Annotated in this window: 15 protein-coding genes and 1 tRNA gene; 6 read left to right on the top strand and 10 right to left on the bottom strand. The window is 72.6% G+C overall.

Annotated elements, in window-relative coordinates; genetic code table 11:
* The 8 genes from SLP03_RS29865 to SLP03_RS29830 form a co-directional block, all read right to left on the bottom strand.
* Window positions 1-558, bottom strand: a 558-nt coding sequence (locus SLP03_RS29865) for a GTP-binding protein (RefSeq protein ID WP_319463988.1), incomplete at its 3' end; no start/stop codon positions are given.
* Window position 559: 1 nt separating this feature from the next.
* Window positions 560-1858, bottom strand: coding sequence for an L-seryl-tRNA(Sec) selenium transferase (selA, locus tag SLP03_RS29860; RefSeq protein ID WP_319463987.1), 1299 nt, complete (start codon window positions 1856-1858; stop codon window positions 560-562).
* 22 nt (window positions 1859-1880) lie between these two features.
* Window positions 1881-1976, bottom strand: a tRNA-Sec gene (locus tag SLP03_RS29855).
* Between the two features lie 70 nt (window positions 1977-2046).
* On the bottom strand, window positions 2047-3261 hold the full coding sequence (locus SLP03_RS29850; RefSeq protein WP_319463986.1) for an OFA family MFS transporter: 1215 nt from the start codon (window positions 3259-3261) through the stop codon (window positions 2047-2049).
* A 122-nt stretch (window positions 3262-3383) separates the two neighbouring features.
* Window positions 3384-4598 carry an NrfD/PsrC family molybdoenzyme membrane anchor subunit gene (gene nrfD, locus SLP03_RS29845; RefSeq protein ID WP_319463985.1) on the bottom strand — a complete coding sequence of 405 codons (1215 nt, stop codon included), beginning with the start codon at window positions 4596-4598 and terminating at the stop codon, window positions 3384-3386.
* Window positions 4595-5638 carry a 4Fe-4S dicluster domain-containing protein gene (locus tag SLP03_RS29840; RefSeq protein ID WP_319463984.1) on the bottom strand — a complete coding sequence of 348 codons (1044 nt, stop codon included), beginning with the start codon at window positions 5636-5638 and terminating at the stop codon, window positions 4595-4597. Before SLP03_RS29840 ends, nrfD begins: the two co-directional genes overlap by 4 nt.
* Window positions 5631-8954 carry a formate dehydrogenase gene (fdh, locus tag SLP03_RS29835; protein ID WP_319463983.1) on the bottom strand — a complete coding sequence of 1108 codons (3324 nt, stop codon included), beginning with the start codon at window positions 8952-8954 and terminating at the stop codon, window positions 5631-5633. The genes SLP03_RS29840 and fdh overlap by 8 nt, the downstream gene beginning before the upstream one ends.
* A gap of 448 nt (window positions 8955-9402) precedes the next feature.
* Complete coding sequence (locus tag SLP03_RS29830; protein WP_319463982.1) at window positions 9403-9987, bottom strand: hypothetical protein; 585 nt, start codon at window positions 9985-9987, stop codon at window positions 9403-9405.
* Between the two features lie 539 nt (window positions 9988-10526).
* Here SLP03_RS29830 and SLP03_RS29825 point away from each other — a divergent pair.
* The 3 genes from SLP03_RS29825 (at window position 10527) to SLP03_RS29815 (ending at window position 13548) form a co-directional block, all read left to right on the top strand.
* Window positions 10527-10868 (top strand): hypothetical protein, encoded by a 342-nt coding sequence (locus tag SLP03_RS29825; RefSeq protein ID WP_319463981.1) that lies wholly within the window; start codon window positions 10527-10529, stop codon window positions 10866-10868.
* 25 nt (window positions 10869-10893) lie between these two features.
* Window positions 10894-11547 (top strand): nucleotidyl transferase AbiEii/AbiGii toxin family protein, encoded by a 654-nt coding sequence (locus SLP03_RS29820; protein ID WP_319463989.1) that lies wholly within the window; start codon window positions 10894-10896, stop codon window positions 11545-11547.
* A 207-nt stretch (window positions 11548-11754) separates the two neighbouring features.
* The gene (locus SLP03_RS29815; RefSeq protein WP_319463980.1) at window positions 11755-13548 is read left to right on the top strand and encodes a bifunctional metallophosphatase/5'-nucleotidase; all 1794 of its coding nucleotides are present in this window, start codon (window positions 11755-11757) and stop codon (window positions 13546-13548) included.
* Window positions 13549-13598: 50 nt separating this feature from the next.
* Here SLP03_RS29815 and SLP03_RS29810 read toward each other — a convergent pair whose 3' ends face one another.
* Entirely contained in the window at window positions 13599-13790 is a 192-nt protein-coding gene (locus SLP03_RS29810; protein WP_319463979.1) for a hypothetical protein, read from the bottom strand.
* A 97-nt stretch (window positions 13791-13887) separates the two neighbouring features.
* On the opposite strand from SLP03_RS29810, the gene SLP03_RS29805 reads away from it, so the two are divergent.
* Complete coding sequence (locus SLP03_RS29805) at window positions 13888-14745, top strand: zinc-binding dehydrogenase (RefSeq protein WP_319463978.1); 858 nt, start codon at window positions 13888-13890, stop codon at window positions 14743-14745.
* A gap of 5 nt (window positions 14746-14750) precedes the next feature.
* Here SLP03_RS29805 and SLP03_RS29800 read toward each other — a convergent pair whose 3' ends face one another.
* Window positions 14751-15929: a geranylgeranyl reductase family protein gene (locus tag SLP03_RS29800; RefSeq protein WP_319463977.1), complete on the bottom strand. Its 1179-nt coding sequence runs from the start codon at window positions 15927-15929 to the stop codon at window positions 14751-14753.
* Window positions 15930-16067: 138 nt separating this feature from the next.
* Here SLP03_RS29800 and SLP03_RS29795 point away from each other — a divergent pair, with 138 nt between their 5' ends.
* Both SLP03_RS29795 and SLP03_RS29790 read left to right on the top strand, forming a co-directional pair.
* Window positions 16068-16304, top strand: a complete 237-nt coding sequence (locus SLP03_RS29795) for a hypothetical protein (protein WP_319463976.1) — start codon at window positions 16068-16070, stop codon at window positions 16302-16304.
* A gap of 72 nt (window positions 16305-16376) precedes the next feature.
* Window positions 16377-17852, top strand: a complete 1476-nt coding sequence (locus tag SLP03_RS29790; protein WP_319463975.1) for an MFS transporter — start codon at window positions 16377-16379, stop codon at window positions 17850-17852.
* Window positions 17853-18054 lie beyond the last annotated feature (202 nt).

The following is an 18054-nucleotide window of genomic DNA, read 5'->3' as shown; positions in this document are numbered from 1 at the left end:
CCTGATCGTGAACGAGCGGTCCACCCAGAGCCGGACCGGCGCGTCGACCGCCGGGGCGGGCAGCCGGGCGACGAGGCGGTCCAGGGCGGCCCGCAGTTCGGGCAGGCCGGCGCCGGTCGCGCCGCTCACCGCGACCGCCGCCACCTCGCCCAGGGAGGTGGCGGCGATCTCGGTCCGCGCCTGCGCCAACGCCGGTCCCGGGTCGGCGAGGTCCGCGCGGGTCACCGCCAGCAGGCCGTACGACACCCCGAGCGCGTGCAGCGCGGCGAGGTGTTCGGCCGACTGGGGCATCCAGCCCTCGTCGGCGGCGACCACGATCAGCGCGGCCGGCGCCGGCCCGACCCCGGCGAGCATGTTCGGCACGAACCGCTCGTGGCCGGGTACATCGACGAATGCAATGGTGCCGCCGGAGGGCAGCGTGGTCCAGGCGAAGCCGAGGTCGATGGTCATGCCCCGGCGGCGTTCCTCGGCCCAGCGGTCGGGTTCCATCCCGGTGAGCGCCCGGACCAGGGTGGACTTGCCGTGGTCGACGTGTCCGGCGGTGGCGACGACCCACACGTCAGTCGCCCACCCGCAGGATCGCCGCCCGGATCGTCCCGTCGGCCTCCGCCGGCACGCAGCGCAGGTCGAGCAGGAGTCGGCCGTGCAGCACCCGGCCGAGCACCGGGGGCTCGCCGGTGCGCAGCGGCTCCGCGTACCGCTCGGGCAGGCTCAGCGCCCACGACTCGAGTTCGACGCCGGGGGCGCCGCCGCCGCCGACCACGGAGGCACAGGGCACCACCTCGGCCTTGCGGCCGTCGGCGCCGAGCTCGTCGCGGAGCCGCTCGGCGCGCTCGCGCAGCGCGGCCGGGCCGGCGTGCAGGGCGTCCCGGGTGGGAGTGGTCGGGGCGTGCAGGGTCGCGGCGAGGGCGGCCAGGGTGAGCTTGTCCACCCGCAACGCCCGGGCCAGCGGGTGCCGGCGCAGCCGCTCGACCAGGCCGGCGTCGCCGAGCAGCAGCCCGGCCTGCGGACCGCCGAGCAGCTTGTCGCCGCTGGCGGTGACCAGCGCTGCCCCGGCGCGCAGGGTGCTGGCCGCGTCCGGCTCGTCGGGCAGCAGCGGGTCGGGGGCCAGCAGCCCGGAGCCGATGTCGGCCACCACCGGTACGCCGAGGGTGGCCAGCTCGCGCACCGGCACGGCCGAGGTGAAGCCGGTGACCACGAAGTTCGACGGGTGCACCTTGAGTACGAAGCCGGTGTGCGGGCCGATCGCCGCCGCATAGTCGGCGCGGGTGGTGCGGTTCGTGGTGCCCACCTCCCGCAGCCGCGCGCCGGTGCTCTCCAGCAGGTCGGGCAGGCGGAATCCGTCGCCGATCTCGACCAGCTCGCCCCGGCTGACCACGATCTCCGCATCGGCGGCGAGGGCGGTGGCGGCGAGCACCAACGCGGCGGCGCCGTTGTTGACCACGTGCACGGCCGCCGCGTCGGGCACGGCGGCGGCGAGCGCGTCGAGGGTGTCCCGGCCGCGTCGGGCCCGCCGGCCGGTGCGCAGGTCCAGCTCCACGTCGGTGTGCCCGGCGGCGGCGACCATCGCCTGCACCGCGGCGGTCGACAGCGGGGCCCGACCCAGGTTGGTGTGCAGCACGACGCCGGTGGCGTTCAGCACCGCGCGGGGCGCGGGCGCCGGCAGGTCGGCCAGCGCGGCGTCGCGTACCTCGTCGGGGGTGATGTCGCCGCGGCGGGCGCGCTGCTGCGCGCGGACGATCGCGGCCTTGACCCGGTCGCGACCCAGGGTGCCGACGGCGGCGGCGAGCGTCGGGTCGGCGAGCAGCGCGTCGGTGCGCGGCACGCGCCGCCGTGGGTCGGCCGTGCCGTCGGCCATGCGTCATCTCCCTGTGCCTGCTTGGCGGAGACGGACGGGAATCGAACCCGCCTGGCCCGGGTCCCGGACCACACCGGTTTTGAAGACCGGGAGGGGCACCAGCCGCCCTAACGCCTCCACGCAGCAGTCAACCACGAACGATCTCCACTCGCCCAGTGAAGCGGCGGCGCACACCGGTGCGCACCGATTCATGGTCCCGGCGTCTCGAAGTGCGGTCGCGGTTCGCCGGGGTTCGTCGGCAGCCGGGTGAGCGGCGGCAGCACCAGCGCGACGAACGCGAGGACCCCGATGACGGTGAACGGCAGTGTGTAGCTCTTGCCGCTCGCGTCGTAGAGCAGTGCGGTGAGCAAGGGACCCACCACTCCCCCGATGCTCCAGGCCACGATCATCGCACCGTAGATGGCCCCGGCGTTCGGGGTGCCGAAGTAGTCCGCGGCCGTGGCCGGCATGGTGCCGAAGCCGCCGCCGTAGGCGAGGTAGATGAGGGCGGCGAGGACCGCGAACAGCCAGAAGGCGGAGGCGTGCGGCAGGATCAGGAAGCAGATTCCCTGCAGGGCGAGCATCCCGAGGAAGGCCGTCATCCGCCCGATCCGGTCGGAGAGCCACGCCCAGATCACCCGCCCGCCACCGTTGAACAGGCCGAGGACGCCGACCAGGCCGGCAGCGGTCGCGGCGCTCACGTCCGCGATCGACTGTGCGGCGTCCGCGGCCTGCGAGATCAGCGCGATCCCGCAGGTCACGTTGAGGGTGAGGATCAGGGTGAGCAGATACCACTGCCGGGTGCGGACCGCCTCACCGAAGGTGTAGACGCGGGTGCCCGCGACGGCGCGACCCCCGGTCGCCGGGGTGAAGCCGGGCACCTGGTACCCGGCGGGTGGGTCGCGGAAGAAGGACGCCCCCAGCAGCACCGCGACCAGGTACGCGATACCCAGCGGCAGGAACACGCTGGTCTTGTGGCTGGTTCCGGCGAGCAGCGCCTTCGCCACCGGGGCGGTGATGACCGCGCCGAAGCCGAACCCGGCCACGGCGATGCCGGTGATCAATCCGCGCCGGTCCGGGAACCACTTGCTGAGCATCGCGATCGGCGTGATGTACGCCGCGCCGAGTCCGATGCCGCCCAGCAGGCCGTAGGTGAGCAGCAGCAGCCACAGCTGGTCGCTCGACCTCACCAGCGAGGCGAGCATGATCCCGACGCCGTACAGGATTCCGCCGCCGAGCGCGACGGCCCGTGGTCCGCGACGGTCCTGGATGCGACCGCCGATCAGGCTGCCGATGAAGATGGTGCCGATCGCCACCTCGAACGGCAGCACCACCTCGGTCTTGCTCCACCCGAACTCGGCCTGCAGCGGCTTGTTGAACACGCTCCAGGCGTAGACGGCGCCGAGTGCGAGCTGAACCAGCACGGCGGCGACCACGAGGCCCCACCGACCCCGCGTCGGTTTTCGGTTTCCCCGCGAACCCGCGGCTGTTGTGGCCATGAGCTGAACCCCCGTATCGGCTCATGGGCCCGGCGCCTGCTACCTGCCTATTCGCGATGCGGGCCGGCGCCCGGCCCGGATGGTTTCTGGCGCTGGCGGTCCCGCTGTGGGACGACCGTGTACTTCGGGTCCTTCGCCGAGGCCACACCACCGCGGAAGATGCCGAACCGGGTGCAGACGGCCGCAGCCAACAGCGCCCCGCCGGAGAGCGCGGAGACCGCCCGGCTGCGCCGGCCGACCAGCGCGCCGGCCGCCCCAGCGGCGGTCAGCGCCCGGCCGGCGCGCAGCAGCCGGCCGGCGGTGCCGACCGCGTACGGCTCGCTGAGCAGTCCGAGCCGGTTCTCCACCCGGTGCGAACCCCACAGCTCCAGGGCCGCGCCAGCCACCGCGAGCCGGCGTGCCGGGCCGGCCTGCGCCGGCGGCGCGGCGATCAGCCCGACGCCGGCGCCGCTGGCCAGGGCGCTGCCCGCGAAGATGGTCGGCAGTTCCGGGTACGCCTCGTGCCAGGACGGCACCGCCGTGTCGGCGAGCAGCACCCCGGTGTACGTGGCCAGTGCGGGCGCGGTCGTCGCGGCGAGCAGCCCGGCGGCCTGCCCGACCGGCGGCAGCACCCGCCGGGCGAACCCGAGCACGCCGCGCTCCGGCAGCCAGGGCGCGGCCTCGGCGATCGCGGCGACGCCGGCGGCTGGACCGAACACGGTGAGGATCCAGGTGCCGACCGACATCGGCGAGGTCAGCTTGGCCACCCGCAGCATGTGGTGGAAGCGGCTCGGCTTGCCGAGGTCGTTGATGAGGAAGTAGGCGCTGGCGCTGACCGCGGCCAGGGAGGTGACCCGGCCGGCCCGGCGCAGCGCCGGCCGCCCGGTGAGCTGCCCGCCGGCCGCCAGCAGGGACGACCCGGCGGCCAGGCCCCCCGTGAAGAGGTACGCGGCGATGTCCCACTTCCACACCGGCGCCTTGAGGACGGGCCGGCCGTAGTAGGAGGTGAACTCGGCGGGCGGGACGGTGAGCTGCTCCCCGCCGCCGCCCTTGCGGCCGCGGCGGCGCGGCCGCTCGACCGGTTCGACGTCGCGCGGCGGGTGCGGTGCCAGGCGGGCCTCCGCCGCCGCGGTGCCGTTCAGCTGCCCGCCCGGCGCCGGGCTCACCTTGGCGCCGTGGCCGGGCCGCGGGCCCGGCCCGCCGAGACGCTCGGGGCCCTCGGCGGCGAGCCGCTCGCGGAAGCGGCGGAACAGGGCGCCCACGGGGGCGCGGTCCGGACTCACGACGAACCTCCGACGAACGCGGCGACGGCAGCCGCCACCATGGCCAGCGCGGCCAGGCCGGCCCGCTGGTACATCTTCGGCAGGTCCCGGGTGGTGACCACCGGGTCCGGCGGCAGGCCGTACACCTCCGGCTCGTCGAGGAGCAGGAAGAACGCGCCGTCCCCGCCGACGCCGTCGCTCGGGTCGTGGCCGTAGAGGCGGGCCTCCGGAACGCCCCGCTCGTGCAGCGTGGCGACCCGCTGGGCCGCCCGCTCGCGCAGCTCGTCCAAGGGCCCGAACTGGATCGACTCCGTCGGGCAGGCCTGCGCGCAGGCCGGGGTCATGCCCGCGCCGAGGCGGTCGTAGCAGAGCGTGCACTTCCATGCCCGACCGTCGCCCTTGCGCTGGTCGATGACGCCGTACGGGCAGGCGGAGATGCAGTAGCCGCAACCGTTGCAGATGTCCTCCTGCACCACCACGGTGCCGAACTCGGTGCGGAACAGCGACCCCGTCGGGCAGACGTCCAGGCAGGCGGCGTGGGTGCAGTGCTTGCAGACATCCGACATCATCAGCCAGCGGAAGTCGGTACGCGATTCCTCGCCGGTACCCCGGCCGGGCGGCTGGGCACCCGGCATGCCGAGGAACTCCGGCCCGGCGGCCATCCGCGCGGCGACCAGCGGCTGCCCCGGCGGCACGCCGGGATTGGTGCCGGTGTCGTTGCCCACCTGGGCGGCGATCGCCGCGGTGGCCGGGCTCACCGTCGCCCCGGTCGGATTGCCCTCGAACGGCGGGGTGCGGTGCCCGGCCGGGCGGGGCTGCTCGATGAAGGCGACGTGCCGCCAGGAGTTGGCGGTCAGCGCGCCGGTGTTGTCGTACGACATGCCGAGCAGATCGAAGCCGGACGCCGGGACGTCGTTCCACTCCTTGCAGGCCACCTCGCACGCCTTGCAGCCGATGCAGACGCTGGTGTCGGTGAAGAAGCCGACCCGCGGCCCGGCCTCCGACCAGCCGGCGTCCGGCGCCGGATCGAGCGGGCCGTAGAGGCTGTTGGCGTCAGGCATCCCCGCCCCCGTCCTGCGCCGCCTCGGCGGACCGCTTCCCGGTGTTGCCGGCCGCGTGCTGCCCGGCGGCCGCGTCGGTGGTGACGATCGGCACCTGCCGGTCGGCGGTCATCCCGGCCCGGCGCTGGTAGTCACCCACCAGGTCGAGCAGGGCGGGACCGGTGGGCCGCCGGCCGGGCCGGACGTCACAGGTGCCGACCTTGCTCTCCTGGATCAGCACGTTCGGATCCACGGTGATGCCGAACAGGTCGTTGGCCGAGTCACCGGTGACCAGCCCCTCGCTGCCGAAGTGGTACGGCAGCCAGAGCTGGTGGATCACCCGGCCGTCCACCCGCAGCGGCGTGAGCCGGTCGGTCACCAGCACCCTCGCCTCGATCACCGCCCGACCGCTGACCAGGTGCGCCCAACCCAGGTGCTCCAGCCCCGCCTCGGCGGCCAGCTCCGGGGAGACCTCCACGAACATCTCCGGCTGCAACTCGGCCAGCGGCCGCACGGTACGGCTCATCCCGCCGGCGGTGTGATGCTCGGTGAGCCGGCTGACCGTGAAGACGTGCGGGAAGACCTCGCTGTGCGCCTCCGGCGGGCTGGGGTTCATCCGGTTGACCGGGTGGTGGTACACCTTGCGGGCCGGGTTGGCCTGCTGGCCGTACATCGGGTTGCGCATCGGGGACTCGGCCGGCTCGTAGTGCGTCGGCAGCGGCCCGTCGAGCACGCCGCTCGGCGCGTACAGCCAGGCCTTACCGTCGCCCTGCATGACGAACGGGTCGTCGCCGGCGATGCCCTCCGGCCCGGAGGCGTCCTTCGGCGGCCGGTACGTCGGCGGCTTGGTCTTCTCGAAGTCCGGCACGTCGTACCCGGTCCACTCGCCCTTCTCCGGGTCCCACCAGACGTACTTCTTCCGCTCGCTCCACGGGCGACCCTGCGGATCGGCGGAGGCTCGGTTGTAGAGGGTCCGGCGGTTCGCCGGCCAGGCCCAGCCCCACTCGGCGGCGACCCAGTCCTGCTCGTGCCGCGACTTGCGGCGGGCGGCCTGGTTGACCCCGTCGGCGTAGACGCCGCTGTAGATCCAGCAGCCGATCGCGGTCGAGCCATCGTCACGGGCCTCGGCGAATCCGCCGAGCGGGCGGCCGGTGGCCACGTCGTAGCCGTTGATCTCGCGCAACACCGCCTCCGCGCTCGGCTCCGCCTTGTCACCGTGCGTCGGGTAGTCCCAGGCGAGGTCGAGCAGCGCCCGGTCCCGGGGCTTGTTGGAGCCGGCCAGCTTCTCCCGCAGCACGCGGCCCAGGTGGTAGAAGAACCACAGCTCGGAGCGACAGTCGGCCGGCGGGTCGAGGGCCTTCTCCCGCCACTGCAGCAGCCGCTGGGTCTGGGTGAAGGTGCCCTCCTTCTCCACATGCGACGCGGCCGGCAGGAAGAAGACCTCGGTCCGGCACTCCTCCGGCACGATCTCGCCGGTGGCGATCTCCGGGCTGCTCTTCCAGAACGTCGCGCTCTCGATCAGGAACAGGTCGCGGACGACCAGCCAGTCGAGGTTCGCCATGCCCAGACGCTGGGCCTTGCCATGCGCCGAGCCGACCGCCGGGTTCTGACCGAGCAGGAAGTAGCCCTTGACCTTGCCGTCGATCATGTTCAACACCTGCTGGTACGTCCCGTGGTCGCCGGTCATCCGGGGCAGGTAGCCGTAGCAGAAGTCGTTCTCCGGCGTCGCCGCGTCACCCCAGTAAGCCTTGAGCAGGCTGGCCGCGAAGGCCCGCGAGTTGCCCCAGAAGCCTTTCTGCCCGGGGTGCCGGATGCTGTCCACCCACTCGTCGAAGGTCGGGTGGTCGGCGTGGTGCGGCATCGGCAGATAGCCGGGCAGCAGGTTGAACAGCGTCGGAATGTCCGTCGACCCCTGGATGCTGGCGTGCCCGCGCAGCGCGAGGATGCCGCCGCCCGGGCGACCCACGTTGCCCAGAAGCAGCTGGATGATCGCGCCGGTGCGGATGTACTGCACCCCGACGCTGTGCTGCGTCCAGCCGACCGAGTACACCAGCGCGCCGGTCCGCTCCCGGCCGGAATTCTCCGTCCAGGCGCGGGCCAGTTCCAGGAACTTCTCCTGCGGGATGCCGCAGACCCGCTCCACCATCTCCGGCGTGTAGCGGGAGAAGTGCCGCTTGAGGATCTGGTAGACGCAGCGCGGGTGCTGCAACGTCTCGTCCCGCTGGGTCTCCCCCCGCACCGGCGCGCCGTGCGACTCGTGCCGCATGCCGGAGGCGCTGTCCCGCTCCTTGCCGGTGCCCTTGATCCCGGCCTGCCCCTCATGCCCCTGATACTGCCAGCTGGTCTGGTCGTACGAGGTGGTCTCCGGGTTGTAGCCGGAGAACAACCCGTCCAGGTCCTCGGTGTCGACGAACTGCTCGCTGACGATGGTCGCCGCGTTGGTGTACGCCAGCACGTACTCCCGGAAGTCCAGCTCGTTGTCCAGGATGTACCGCACCACGCCGCCGAGCAGCGCAATGTCGGTGCCCGCCCGGATCGGCAGGTACGTGTCGGCGAGCGCGCTGGTCCGGGTGAACCGAGGGTCGACGTGGAAGACCTTGGCGCCACGGGCCTTGGCCTCCATCACCCACTGGAACCCCACCGGATGCGCCTCGGCCATGTTGGAGCCCTGGATGACGATGACGTCAGAGTGGATCAGGTCCTGCTGGAAGTCCGTCGCGCCGCCGCGACCGAAGCTGGTCCCCAGACCGGGGACGGTGGCGGAGTGTCAAATACGGGCCTGGTTCTCGATCTGCAGTGCCCCCATCGCCGTGAACAGCTTCTTGATGAGGTAGTTCTCCTCGTTGTCCAGCGTCGCCCCGCCCAGGCTGGAGATGCCCAGCGTCCGGTGCAGCGGCCGGCCGGCGGCGTCGACGTCCTCCCAGGTCTCGTCGCGGGCGGCGAGGACCCGGTCGGCGATCATGTCGAGCGCGACGTCGAGCTCCAGGTCCTCCCACTCGGTGCCGTACGGCCGGCGGTAGCGGACCGTGGTCTGCCGCAGCGGGCTTTTGACCAGGCTCTTGCTGGCGGAGCCCTTAGGGCAGAGCCGCCCGCGGGAGATCGGGCTGTCCGGGTCGCCCTCGATCTGGGTGACCTGGCCATCCTTGACGAACACCCGCTGCCCGCAGCCCACTGCGCAGTACGGGCAGACCGAGCGGGCCATGCTGTCGGCGGTCTCGGTGCGGGCGCTGAGGCCGGCCGAACGGACGGACTGCGCCGCAGCGCCCCGGCCGAGCGGGTCGGTGCCGGTGAGCTGCCGGTAGACCGGCCAACCCTCGATGAAGGTCCGGAGACCCAACCCGAACACCCCCTCCCCGCAGGCGGAAGCTGACCTTCTGAACATAGGCCAGCGGTCGGGCGACCGCGACTCGAGTGCCAGATCATTCTTCCGGCCTTCCGGGGTGCACAGACAACGGCGCCCCGGCCAGATGACCGGGGCGCCGCTGGGCGTCGGTGTGCAGGTCGCCTCTCGGCGAGTGGCACGACGCGGCTCCAGCCGAACGGTATTCCGCGAAGGCATTTTAGGTGAGGCCCGGGGACACTGGACACACCGACGCTCTGCACAACGATGCCACCCCGGCCGGTGTTCCGGCACCCCCGGTGAGCGCTGTCACGCGTGACTTGCGCTTTGGGGCTGGGGCGACCGTCCGCTGGTCGCGGTCTTTTCTGCGGTACGTGGACATGCCGCTGGCCGGCACCCCTTGTTTCGGGGTGCCGGCCAGCGGCTTGTCACGCGTGTGCGGTTGTCAGCTGTTCCAGTACTGGGCGACGAGGTCGGCGGCCTGCTGCTCCCACTGGGCGTAGGCGTCCGGGTAGGCCGACACCTGCACCGTCTGCGCGGCCTGCGTCAGCGGCATGTCCTGCCACCCGTCGACCTGCTTCAGACCCTTCTCGAACGCCATCGTCGCGTACCCGGGGTCGGTGATCTGCTCCGGCGTACCCCAACCCGAGGTCGGACGCTGCTGGAACAGACCCAGCGAGTCATGGTCGTTGGCGTCACCCAGATGACCCAGGTTCTCCAACTTCGACTCCTGCAAGCTCGTGGCGATCGAGATGACCGCGGCCCGCTCCGGCAGACCCGCCTTCTTCGTCGCCGCGATGATCGCCTTCACATTCCCGGTCTGCTCACCGTTCAGCGTGATCTTCGACTGGGCGCCCTGCACACCATGCGGAATCAGCTTGCCCATGTCCGGCTTGTCAGCCTGCACCGCGGCGGCCTTACCAGCCACCGGGCCCGTGTCGGCGTGAGCGGCGATCGGACCAGCGAACACACCACCGGTAAACGCCAGACCAGCAACACCCAGCACGCTCTTACGCAGAATCGAGTTCATCACGAAGCTCCTCGGGGGGTTGGCGCACATCCGACGGGGGTCGGGACATGCGCAAGCACCACGTCAGGCGCCCACAAGCTCAAAGGGGGGAAAGTCTCTGCCCGGTCCGACCGCGGGGCGGGGGCCTCTTCACGGCGCCGGGACCATGTGTAACGACCGCCGGCCCGCCATCATTCCGGGGCCCGTCCACCAGCCCGTCGAGCGGGCCAGGTACTCGGTCGCACGTGATATGTAACGACCCCCGGCCCCCCACCATTCCGCCGCCAGCATGCCACCGGTCACACCCCGAAACCGACACCCCGCCACCACACCACCCGAGGGCGCCGCCCAGAACCGGACAACCGACACCAGAGACCCGACCCGCCGGCAACCACACCCACCAGACCCTGACCGCCCCGAGCCGGACACGGCGGACCACACCCCCCACCGCAACCACCCACGAACCCGGCCGACCGGAGGCGGCCTCAGGATGGAGGTGCCACGGGGAAAGACCGAAGCCGGAGCAGAGCGGGCAGCCAGGATGGCGTTACCCTGACACCATGCAGGCGCTCTCCCCCACGACGACCCCGGTGGCCCAGCTGGCCCGACCGGGTCGCCCCGCCGTGGTGGCCCGCACCCTCGCCGAGCTGACCGGCCCCACCCGGGGCGTCGTCGAGCTGCCGGTACGGCTGATGTGGAGCAGCGAGCGCGCGTTCGACCTGGGTGACCCGGATGACCTGCTCTGGATGTACGAGAACGTGCTGCGCGAGACGACCCGCACGGACGACCTCCGGGCGCTGATCAACGGCCGGACGCTGCGTCGGGTGTGGCGGCGGCTGAACCTGCCGCGCGGCGTACGGGTGGCGTGGGAGAGCCGGCACCGCGGCCTGCGTACCGCGTGACCCGGTGTCCGTGAGTCAGCCCCGCGTGCCCCACCTGCACGAGTTCTACCGGGAGGTGGCCCGGGTGGCCCTCACGGCCGCCGGGCCGCACCGCTTCGTGCTGGGCGGCGGGGTGGCGTGGGCGGCGCACGGCTTGGTCACCCGCCCGACGGAGGACGTGGACCTCTTCGCCGACGTGGAGGGGGCGGCCGCGGCGGCGGCGGCCGGGGTGCGTGCGGCGCTGGAGCGGGCCGGCTACGAGGTGGTGGACGCCGACCCGGCCAGTGAGCTCGGTGAGCTGTTCGACGGGTTCGACCGGGACATGCGGGACTTCGTGGTGAGCCGGGACGGCCGGCAGATCCGGTTGAGCCTGGCCCGCCTCGACCGGTACCGGAGTCCGGTGGTGATGGACCTCGGCCCGGTGATGGACGTCCGCGACCTGATCGCGAACAAGACGGCCGCGCTGGTCAATCGGCGCGAGGTGCGCGACTACATCGATGTGTCGTCGGCGCTGGACCACTACGCCGTGGCGGAGCTGCTGGACCTGGCCCGCCAGGTCGACCCGGCGCTGGACCTGGACGACGTCCGCGCCGCCGGCCGCTACCTGGACCAGGTGCCGGACCGCCGCTTCGCGCGCTACGGGCTCGACGCGGCCCAGGTGGCGCAGGTGCGCCGTCGGATGGCCGCCTGGCCCCGCTGATGGTCGCAGGCCATCCCGGCGGGTGGCCTCGGCCCACTGCGGGCAAGAGGTGGGAACGACGGCGGGGTGGCCGGCGTGTTACGCGCGGGCGACCGTTGACGCTGGGGTTGTGAAACACCTCGGGCCAATGTGGCAGGAGTGACGGCGGCTCGTTATGGTGCGCAACGGTGCCCACGAGGCGCCTCCACCCCCATGGAAAGGCACGGCATGACCTCATCCTCCGGCGCCTCGCGCCGCCAGGTGCTCGCCGTCGCGGCCGCCGCCGCGACCGCCCCCCTGATCGCCGGCGCCCCGGCCCGGGCGGCCGAGTCGAAGGGCCCGAAGACCTGGGACCTGACCGTCCTGGGCACCTCGGACACCCACGGCAACGTCTACAACTGGGACTACTACAAGGACGCCGAGTTCGACGACAGCAGGCACAACGATGTCGGCGTCGCCAAGCTGGCCACCCTGGTCAACCAGATCCGCGCCGAGCGCGAGGGCAAGGCCACGCTGGTGCTCGACGCCGGCGACACCATCCAGGGCACCCCGCTGGCCACCTACTACGCCAAGCAGGAGCCGATCACCACCACCGGTGAGACGCACCCGATGGCCAACGCGATGAACGTGCTGAAATACGACGCCGTCACGCTGGGCAACCACGAGTTCAACTACGGCCTGCCGCTGCTGGCGCAGTGGATCGGTCAGCTCGGCTTCCCGGCCCTGGCCGCGAACGCGATCAACGAGGCCACCGGCAAGCCCGCCTTCCTGCCGTACGTGATCAAGAAGGTCGCCCTCGGCGGCTACGACTCCCCGACCATCAATGTCGGCATCCTCGGCCTGACCAACCCGGGCGTGGCGATCTGGGACAAGGCCAACGTCGAGGGCAAGCTGGTCTTCGCCGACATGATCGCCACCGCCGCCAAGTGGGTGCCGGTCATGCGCGAGCGCGGCGCCGACCTCGTCATCATCTCCGCCCACGGCGGCGACAGCGGCACCTCCAGCTACGGCCCGGAGCTGCCGAACGAGAACCCGGTCGCGCTGATCGCCCAGCAGGTCTCGGGCATCGACGCGATCCTGTTCGGCCACGCGCACAACGAGGTCGTGCAGAAGTTCGTCACCAACGCCGCCACCGGCGCGCAGGTGCTGACCGCCGAGCCGTCCAAGTGGGGCCAGCGGCTCACCCGGATGGACTTCACCGTCGCCAAGGTCAAGGGCCGGTGGCAGGTGGTCAGCAAGTCCGCCACCATGCTGAACACCAACACCGTGGTCGAGGACCCGGCGGTGCTGGCGGCCGTACGCGGACAGCACGCCAAGACGGTCAACTACGTCAACCAGGTCGTCGCCCAGTCCAGCGTGGAGCTGTCCGCCGCCGAGTCGCGGTACAAGGACACCCCCATCCTGGACTTCATCAACCAGGTCCAGACCGAGGTGGTCACCACGGCGCTCGCCGGCACCGCGTACGCGGGCCTGCCGGTGCTGTCCATCGCCGCCCCGTTCAGCCGTACCGCCGTCTTCCCGCAGGGTGACGTGCGGATCCGCGACGTCGCGGGCCTGTACGTCTTCGACAACACCCTCGAGGCCGTGGTGCTCGGCGGCGCCGAGGTGAAGGCGTACCTGGAGTACTCGGCGAAGTACTTCGTCACGCTCCCGGTGGGCGCGGCGGTCGACCCGAACACGATCAGCGACCCGGCCGTGCCGGACTACAACTACGACGTGATCTCCGGCGTCGACTACGACATCGACATCTCGAAGCCGGTTGGGCAGCGGATCACCCGCCTGGTCCTGCCGGGCACCGACACCCCGGTCGCCGCGGACGCGCAGTTCGTCATCGCGGTGAACAACTACCGGCGCAGCGGTGGCGGCAACTTCCCTGGCATCGTGAAGACCCAGGTCTACAACCAGCAGCAGGAGATCCGCCAGCTGCTGATCGACTGGGCGCAGGCCAAGGGCGTGATCAACCCGGCCGACTTCTTCGTACCGAACTGGAAGCTGGTCCGCGAGGGCGTGCCGGTCTTCTGATCCGTACCGTGCGACGGGCCGTGGGTTGCCACCCGCGGCCCGTCCGCGTCTCAGCCGCCCGGGCCGAGGCGCAGGTTCCACTCGTCGGGGCTGCCGGCCGGCTCGGGCCGGTCCCGGCGGGGTTCGGTCTCGGTGAACTCGACCCGTTCGTCGGGGCGGACCCGCGGCGGCAGCTCGCCGAAGCGCACGTGCCGCAGGAACGCGTACTCGTCCTCGGTGAACGGCTCGGCCTGCTCGCCCATACCCGCATTGTGCGGCCGCCGTCCCACCGTCGCATCAACCTGACGGTCGCGGGTAAGCCGCCGCGACGGCCGTCGGCGACGAGGCGGAGGACAAACCATGCGCGCGGTACGGATGACCGCTCCCGGGGCGCTGGAACAGGTCGAGGCGCCCGGGAACCGCGCCGCGGTGTACGGGATCATCGGCTGCGGCCGCTGCCGCGCCTGCCTGCGCGGGCTGGAGAACCAGTGTCGGGTGGTGGCGGTGGGTGGCATCGGGCTCAGTCGCGACGGCGGGCTGGCCGAGCACGTGGTGGTGCCGGCGTCCCGGCTGCTGCACGTCGGCGACCTGGAGCTGGAGCAGGCCGCCCCGCTCACCGACGCCGGGCTGACCCCGTACCACGCGGTGGAGCTGGCCCGGCCGAACCTGCGCCCCGGCACGTCCTGCGTGGTCATCGGGATCGGCGGCCTCGGGCACATGGCGGTGCAGATCCTGGTCGCCACCACGGCGGTACGGATCATCGCGGTGGACACCAGCATGGCCGCGCTGGACCTGGCCACCCGGCTGGGCGCCCACGAGGTGGTGCCGGCCGGACCGGACACGGTCGAGCGGATCCGGGCCCTCGTCGGCCCCCCGCCGGACGGAGCGGACGTGGTGCTCGACTTCGTCGGGGCGGACCCCACCCTCACCACCGCCCGCCAGGTCGTCGCCACCGGGGGCCGGGTGATGCTGGTCGGCCTCGCCGGCGGGACGCTGCCCGTCCGGCCCGTCGCCGACGAGCCGCCCACCCTGCCGCTGGAGACCAGCGTGGAGGTCCCGTTCTGGGGCACCCGGGCCGAGCTGCAGGAGGTGATCGCGCTGGGCCGCGTCGGGCTGCTCCAAGCCGACGTGCAGACCTTCCCGCTGGAGCGAACGCCGGAGGCGTACGACCTGCTGCGGCGGGGCGAGATCCACGGGCGGGCGGTGATCGTCCCCTGAGGAGGTCAGGAGCGCGGGGAGGCCTCCGTCCGCGCCGCGGCGATGGGCCTCGACGGGACCGGCGGCAGGCGGTCCAGCAGCGCCAGGGCCGCCCGGACCGGCCTGCGGGTGAGGGTCTCGTCGAAGCTGGCCCGTCCCTGGCAGAACCGGACGAACATCCGCCAGCCGGCCGGGGTGGCCAGCAGCCCGTGGAAGACGTCCGGTCGCCGCTCGAAGACCTCCAGCAGCCGCTGCCCGGCCCGCATGGACGGCGCCAGGAGCCGCTCGACCTCCCGGTCGTAACGGTCCGGGTCGCCCTCGGCCACCGCCGCGCCGGCCAGCCGCCCGGACCGCAGCGCGTAGCTGATCCCCTCCCGGCTCCACGGCTCCAGCAGCCCCGCGGCGTCCCCGGCGACCAGCACCCGACCGCGGCGCACCGGCGAGTCCGCCGCCCGGCAGCGGGTCAGGTGACCCGAGTCGTGCTCCGCGGTCACCCCGGCGAGGCCCAGCCGGTCGACGAAGTCGCGCAGGTAGGCCCGGGTCCGCTCCCCCTCGCCCCGGGCGGCGATCACCCCGACCGTGAGCCGGTCGCCCTTCGGGAAAACCCAGGCGTAGGACCCGGGGACCGGCCCCCAGTCCAACAGCAGCCGGCCCCGCCAGCGTTCCTGCTCGTCCGGTGGCACCGGTAGCTCCAGCTCCAGGCCGAGGTCGACCTGCCGGTACCGGACGCCGACGTGCCGGGCGGTGACCCCGGAGGAACCGTCCGCGCCGATGACCGTCCGGGCCCGTACGGTCTGACCGTCGGCCAGTCTGAGGCGTACCTCGTCCGGGTCCTGCTCGACGGCGCGGACGGCGACGCCCTCGCGGACCTCGGCCCCGGCGGCGACCGCGGCGGCCCGCAGCCGCTCGTCGAACTCCTCCCGACGGACCATCGCCACCAGCGGCCCCGCGGCGTGCCGGCGGGTGAAGCCGCGTCGCCCGTCCCGGGTGAACGTCACCCGGTCGACGCGGTCGTGCACCGGCACCTCGATCCGGTCGGTGACGTCGGCCAGCGACGTGCCGATCAGTCCGCCTCCGCAGGTCTTGTAGCGGGGATGGGTGGCGCGCTCGACGACCAGCGTGCGGACCCCGGCGCGGGCCGCGGCGTGCGCCGCGGAGAGCCCGGCGGGGCCGGCTCCGACGACGGCGAGATCCCAGACGATCACGGGTACAGCCTAGGCCACGGCCCGGCGGGCACGCCCGGCGTGACTCCCCGATCGGGTGGGTATCAACGGACACCTGCGGGGTAACCGCCGGGCGCAGGCCGCCCGGCGATTGGGCGGGTCACGCCGAGGAGGAATGCCATGCAGCAGGTACAACTGTCGGAGGTCGAGGCACGGGTGTACCAGGCGGTAACCGCGCTGGAAGCCCGGGGGCACGTCCCCTACCCCGACCTGATCGCGCAGGAGACCGGGATGAGCCAGGAGGAGCTGCGCGCGCCGCTGCACATGCTCACCGAGAAGAACCTGTTGCACCGGGAGGACTCCCCGATGGCAGGGCTGGACTTCGGGCCGCGGTGGTGTGCTCGCCAAATGGCGTGACGCCCGCCGTTGCCCCTCGGGGGCCCGCGTAGCGATCAGGAATACGTGATCGACGGTCTTCGGGGGGGCACCATGAGCACGGACCGGTCGTCGGCACCGGCCGACACCGGCGGGTACGACGAGCGGAAGCGCTGGCAGGCGCTCGGCGTCGGCCTGGTCGCCGCCTTCATGACGCTGCTCGACGTCAGCATCGTCAACGTCGCTGTGCCGTCGATGGACCGCGCGCTCGGCGCGACGCCCAGCGACCTGCAGTGGGTCCTCTCCGGGTACGCGCTCACCTTCGGGCTGGTGCTGGTGCCCGCCGGACGGTTCGGCGACGCCCGGGGCCGGCGGACCGCCTTCGTCGTCGGGGTGGCCCTGTTCACGCTGACCAGCGCGTTGGCTGGGCTGGCCCAATCGCCGGAGTGGCTGGTCGCCGCCCGGCTGGTGCAGGGCGCCGCGGCCGGCGTGGTCAATCCGCAGGTGAGCGGCCTGATCCAGCAGTTGTTCCGCGGCGCGGAACGCGGCCGGGCGTTCGGGCTGCTCGGCGCCACCATCGGCATCTCCACCGCGGTGGGACCGCTGCTCGGCGGCCTGCTCATCCAACTCGGCGGGGAGCAGGAGGGCTGGCGCTGGGTCTTCTTCGTCAACGTGCCGGTGGGCATCGTCGCGGTGCTGCTCGGCTGGCGGCTGCTGCCGGCCCGCCCCACCGGCCAGCAGGACCGACACCGCCTCGACCCGGTCGGGGTACTGCTGCTCGGCATCGGGGTGACCCTCGTGCTGCTGCCGTTGGTGCAGCGCGAACAGTGGCACACGCCGTGGAAGTGGGCGCTCATCCCGGCCGGCCTGGCCTTCCTGGTCGGCTTCGGCCTGTGGGAACGGTGGTACGCCCGGCACCGGCCGCCGCTGTTCGACCTGGGGCTGTTCGGGCTGCGCTCGTACACCCTCGGGGCGCTCATCGCGCTGCTCTACTTCGGCGGGTTCACCGCCATCTTCTTCATCTTCACCCTGTACCTGCAGAACGGTCTCGGCTACAGCGCCCTCGTCGCCGGCCTGGCGATCACCCCGTTCGCGTTGGGCTCCGCGGCCGCGTCGGCCGTCGGCGGCCGGGTCGTCAACCGGTACGGACGGCCGCTGGTCGCCATCGGCCTGCTCGTGGTGGTGATCGGGCTCATGGCCACGGTCTGGGTGCTGCGCGGCTCACCAACCGGCTCGGTGCCGCTGCTCACCGCGGTACCGCTACTGCTGGCCGGGCTGGGCAGCGGCCTGGTCATCGCCCCGAACCAGACGCTCACCCTGTCCGAAGTGCCGGTGCCGCACGCCGGCAGTGGGGCGGGCATGCTGCAGACCGGTCAGCGGATCGGCTCGGCGGCCGGCATCGCGGCGGTCGGGTCGTTGTTCTTCACCTCGCTGGCCAGCAGCCGGGGCGACTGGTCGACCGCGTTCCGGCACTCCCTGCTGCTGGCCACCGGCATCATCGCGCTCGCGCTGGTGGCGGCGCTGATCGACATCGCCGGCGGTCGTCGCGGGTCGGACCAGGGTTCCTGCCGGCGGTCGTCGAGTGGCTGACCGCGCGCGCCGACGAGGCGGAGTGAGCGAAAGGGCCCCCTCCCCGAGCGGGGAGAGGGCCCTTTCGCATACGTGTGTCAGCTGTTCCAGTGCTGGGCGACGAGGTCGGCGGCCTGCTGCTCCCACTGGGCGTAGGCGTCCGGGTAAGCCGACACCTGCACCGTCTGCGCGGCCTGCGTCAGCGGCATGTCCTGCCACCCGT

It is taken from the genome of Micromonospora sp. RTP1Z1 (assembly GCF_033804685.1).
GTDB lineage: Bacteria > Actinomycetota > Actinomycetes > Mycobacteriales > Micromonosporaceae > Micromonospora.
Note: the sequence above shows the minus strand (reverse complement) of the source record. Positions and strands in the feature narration are given on the sequence as shown.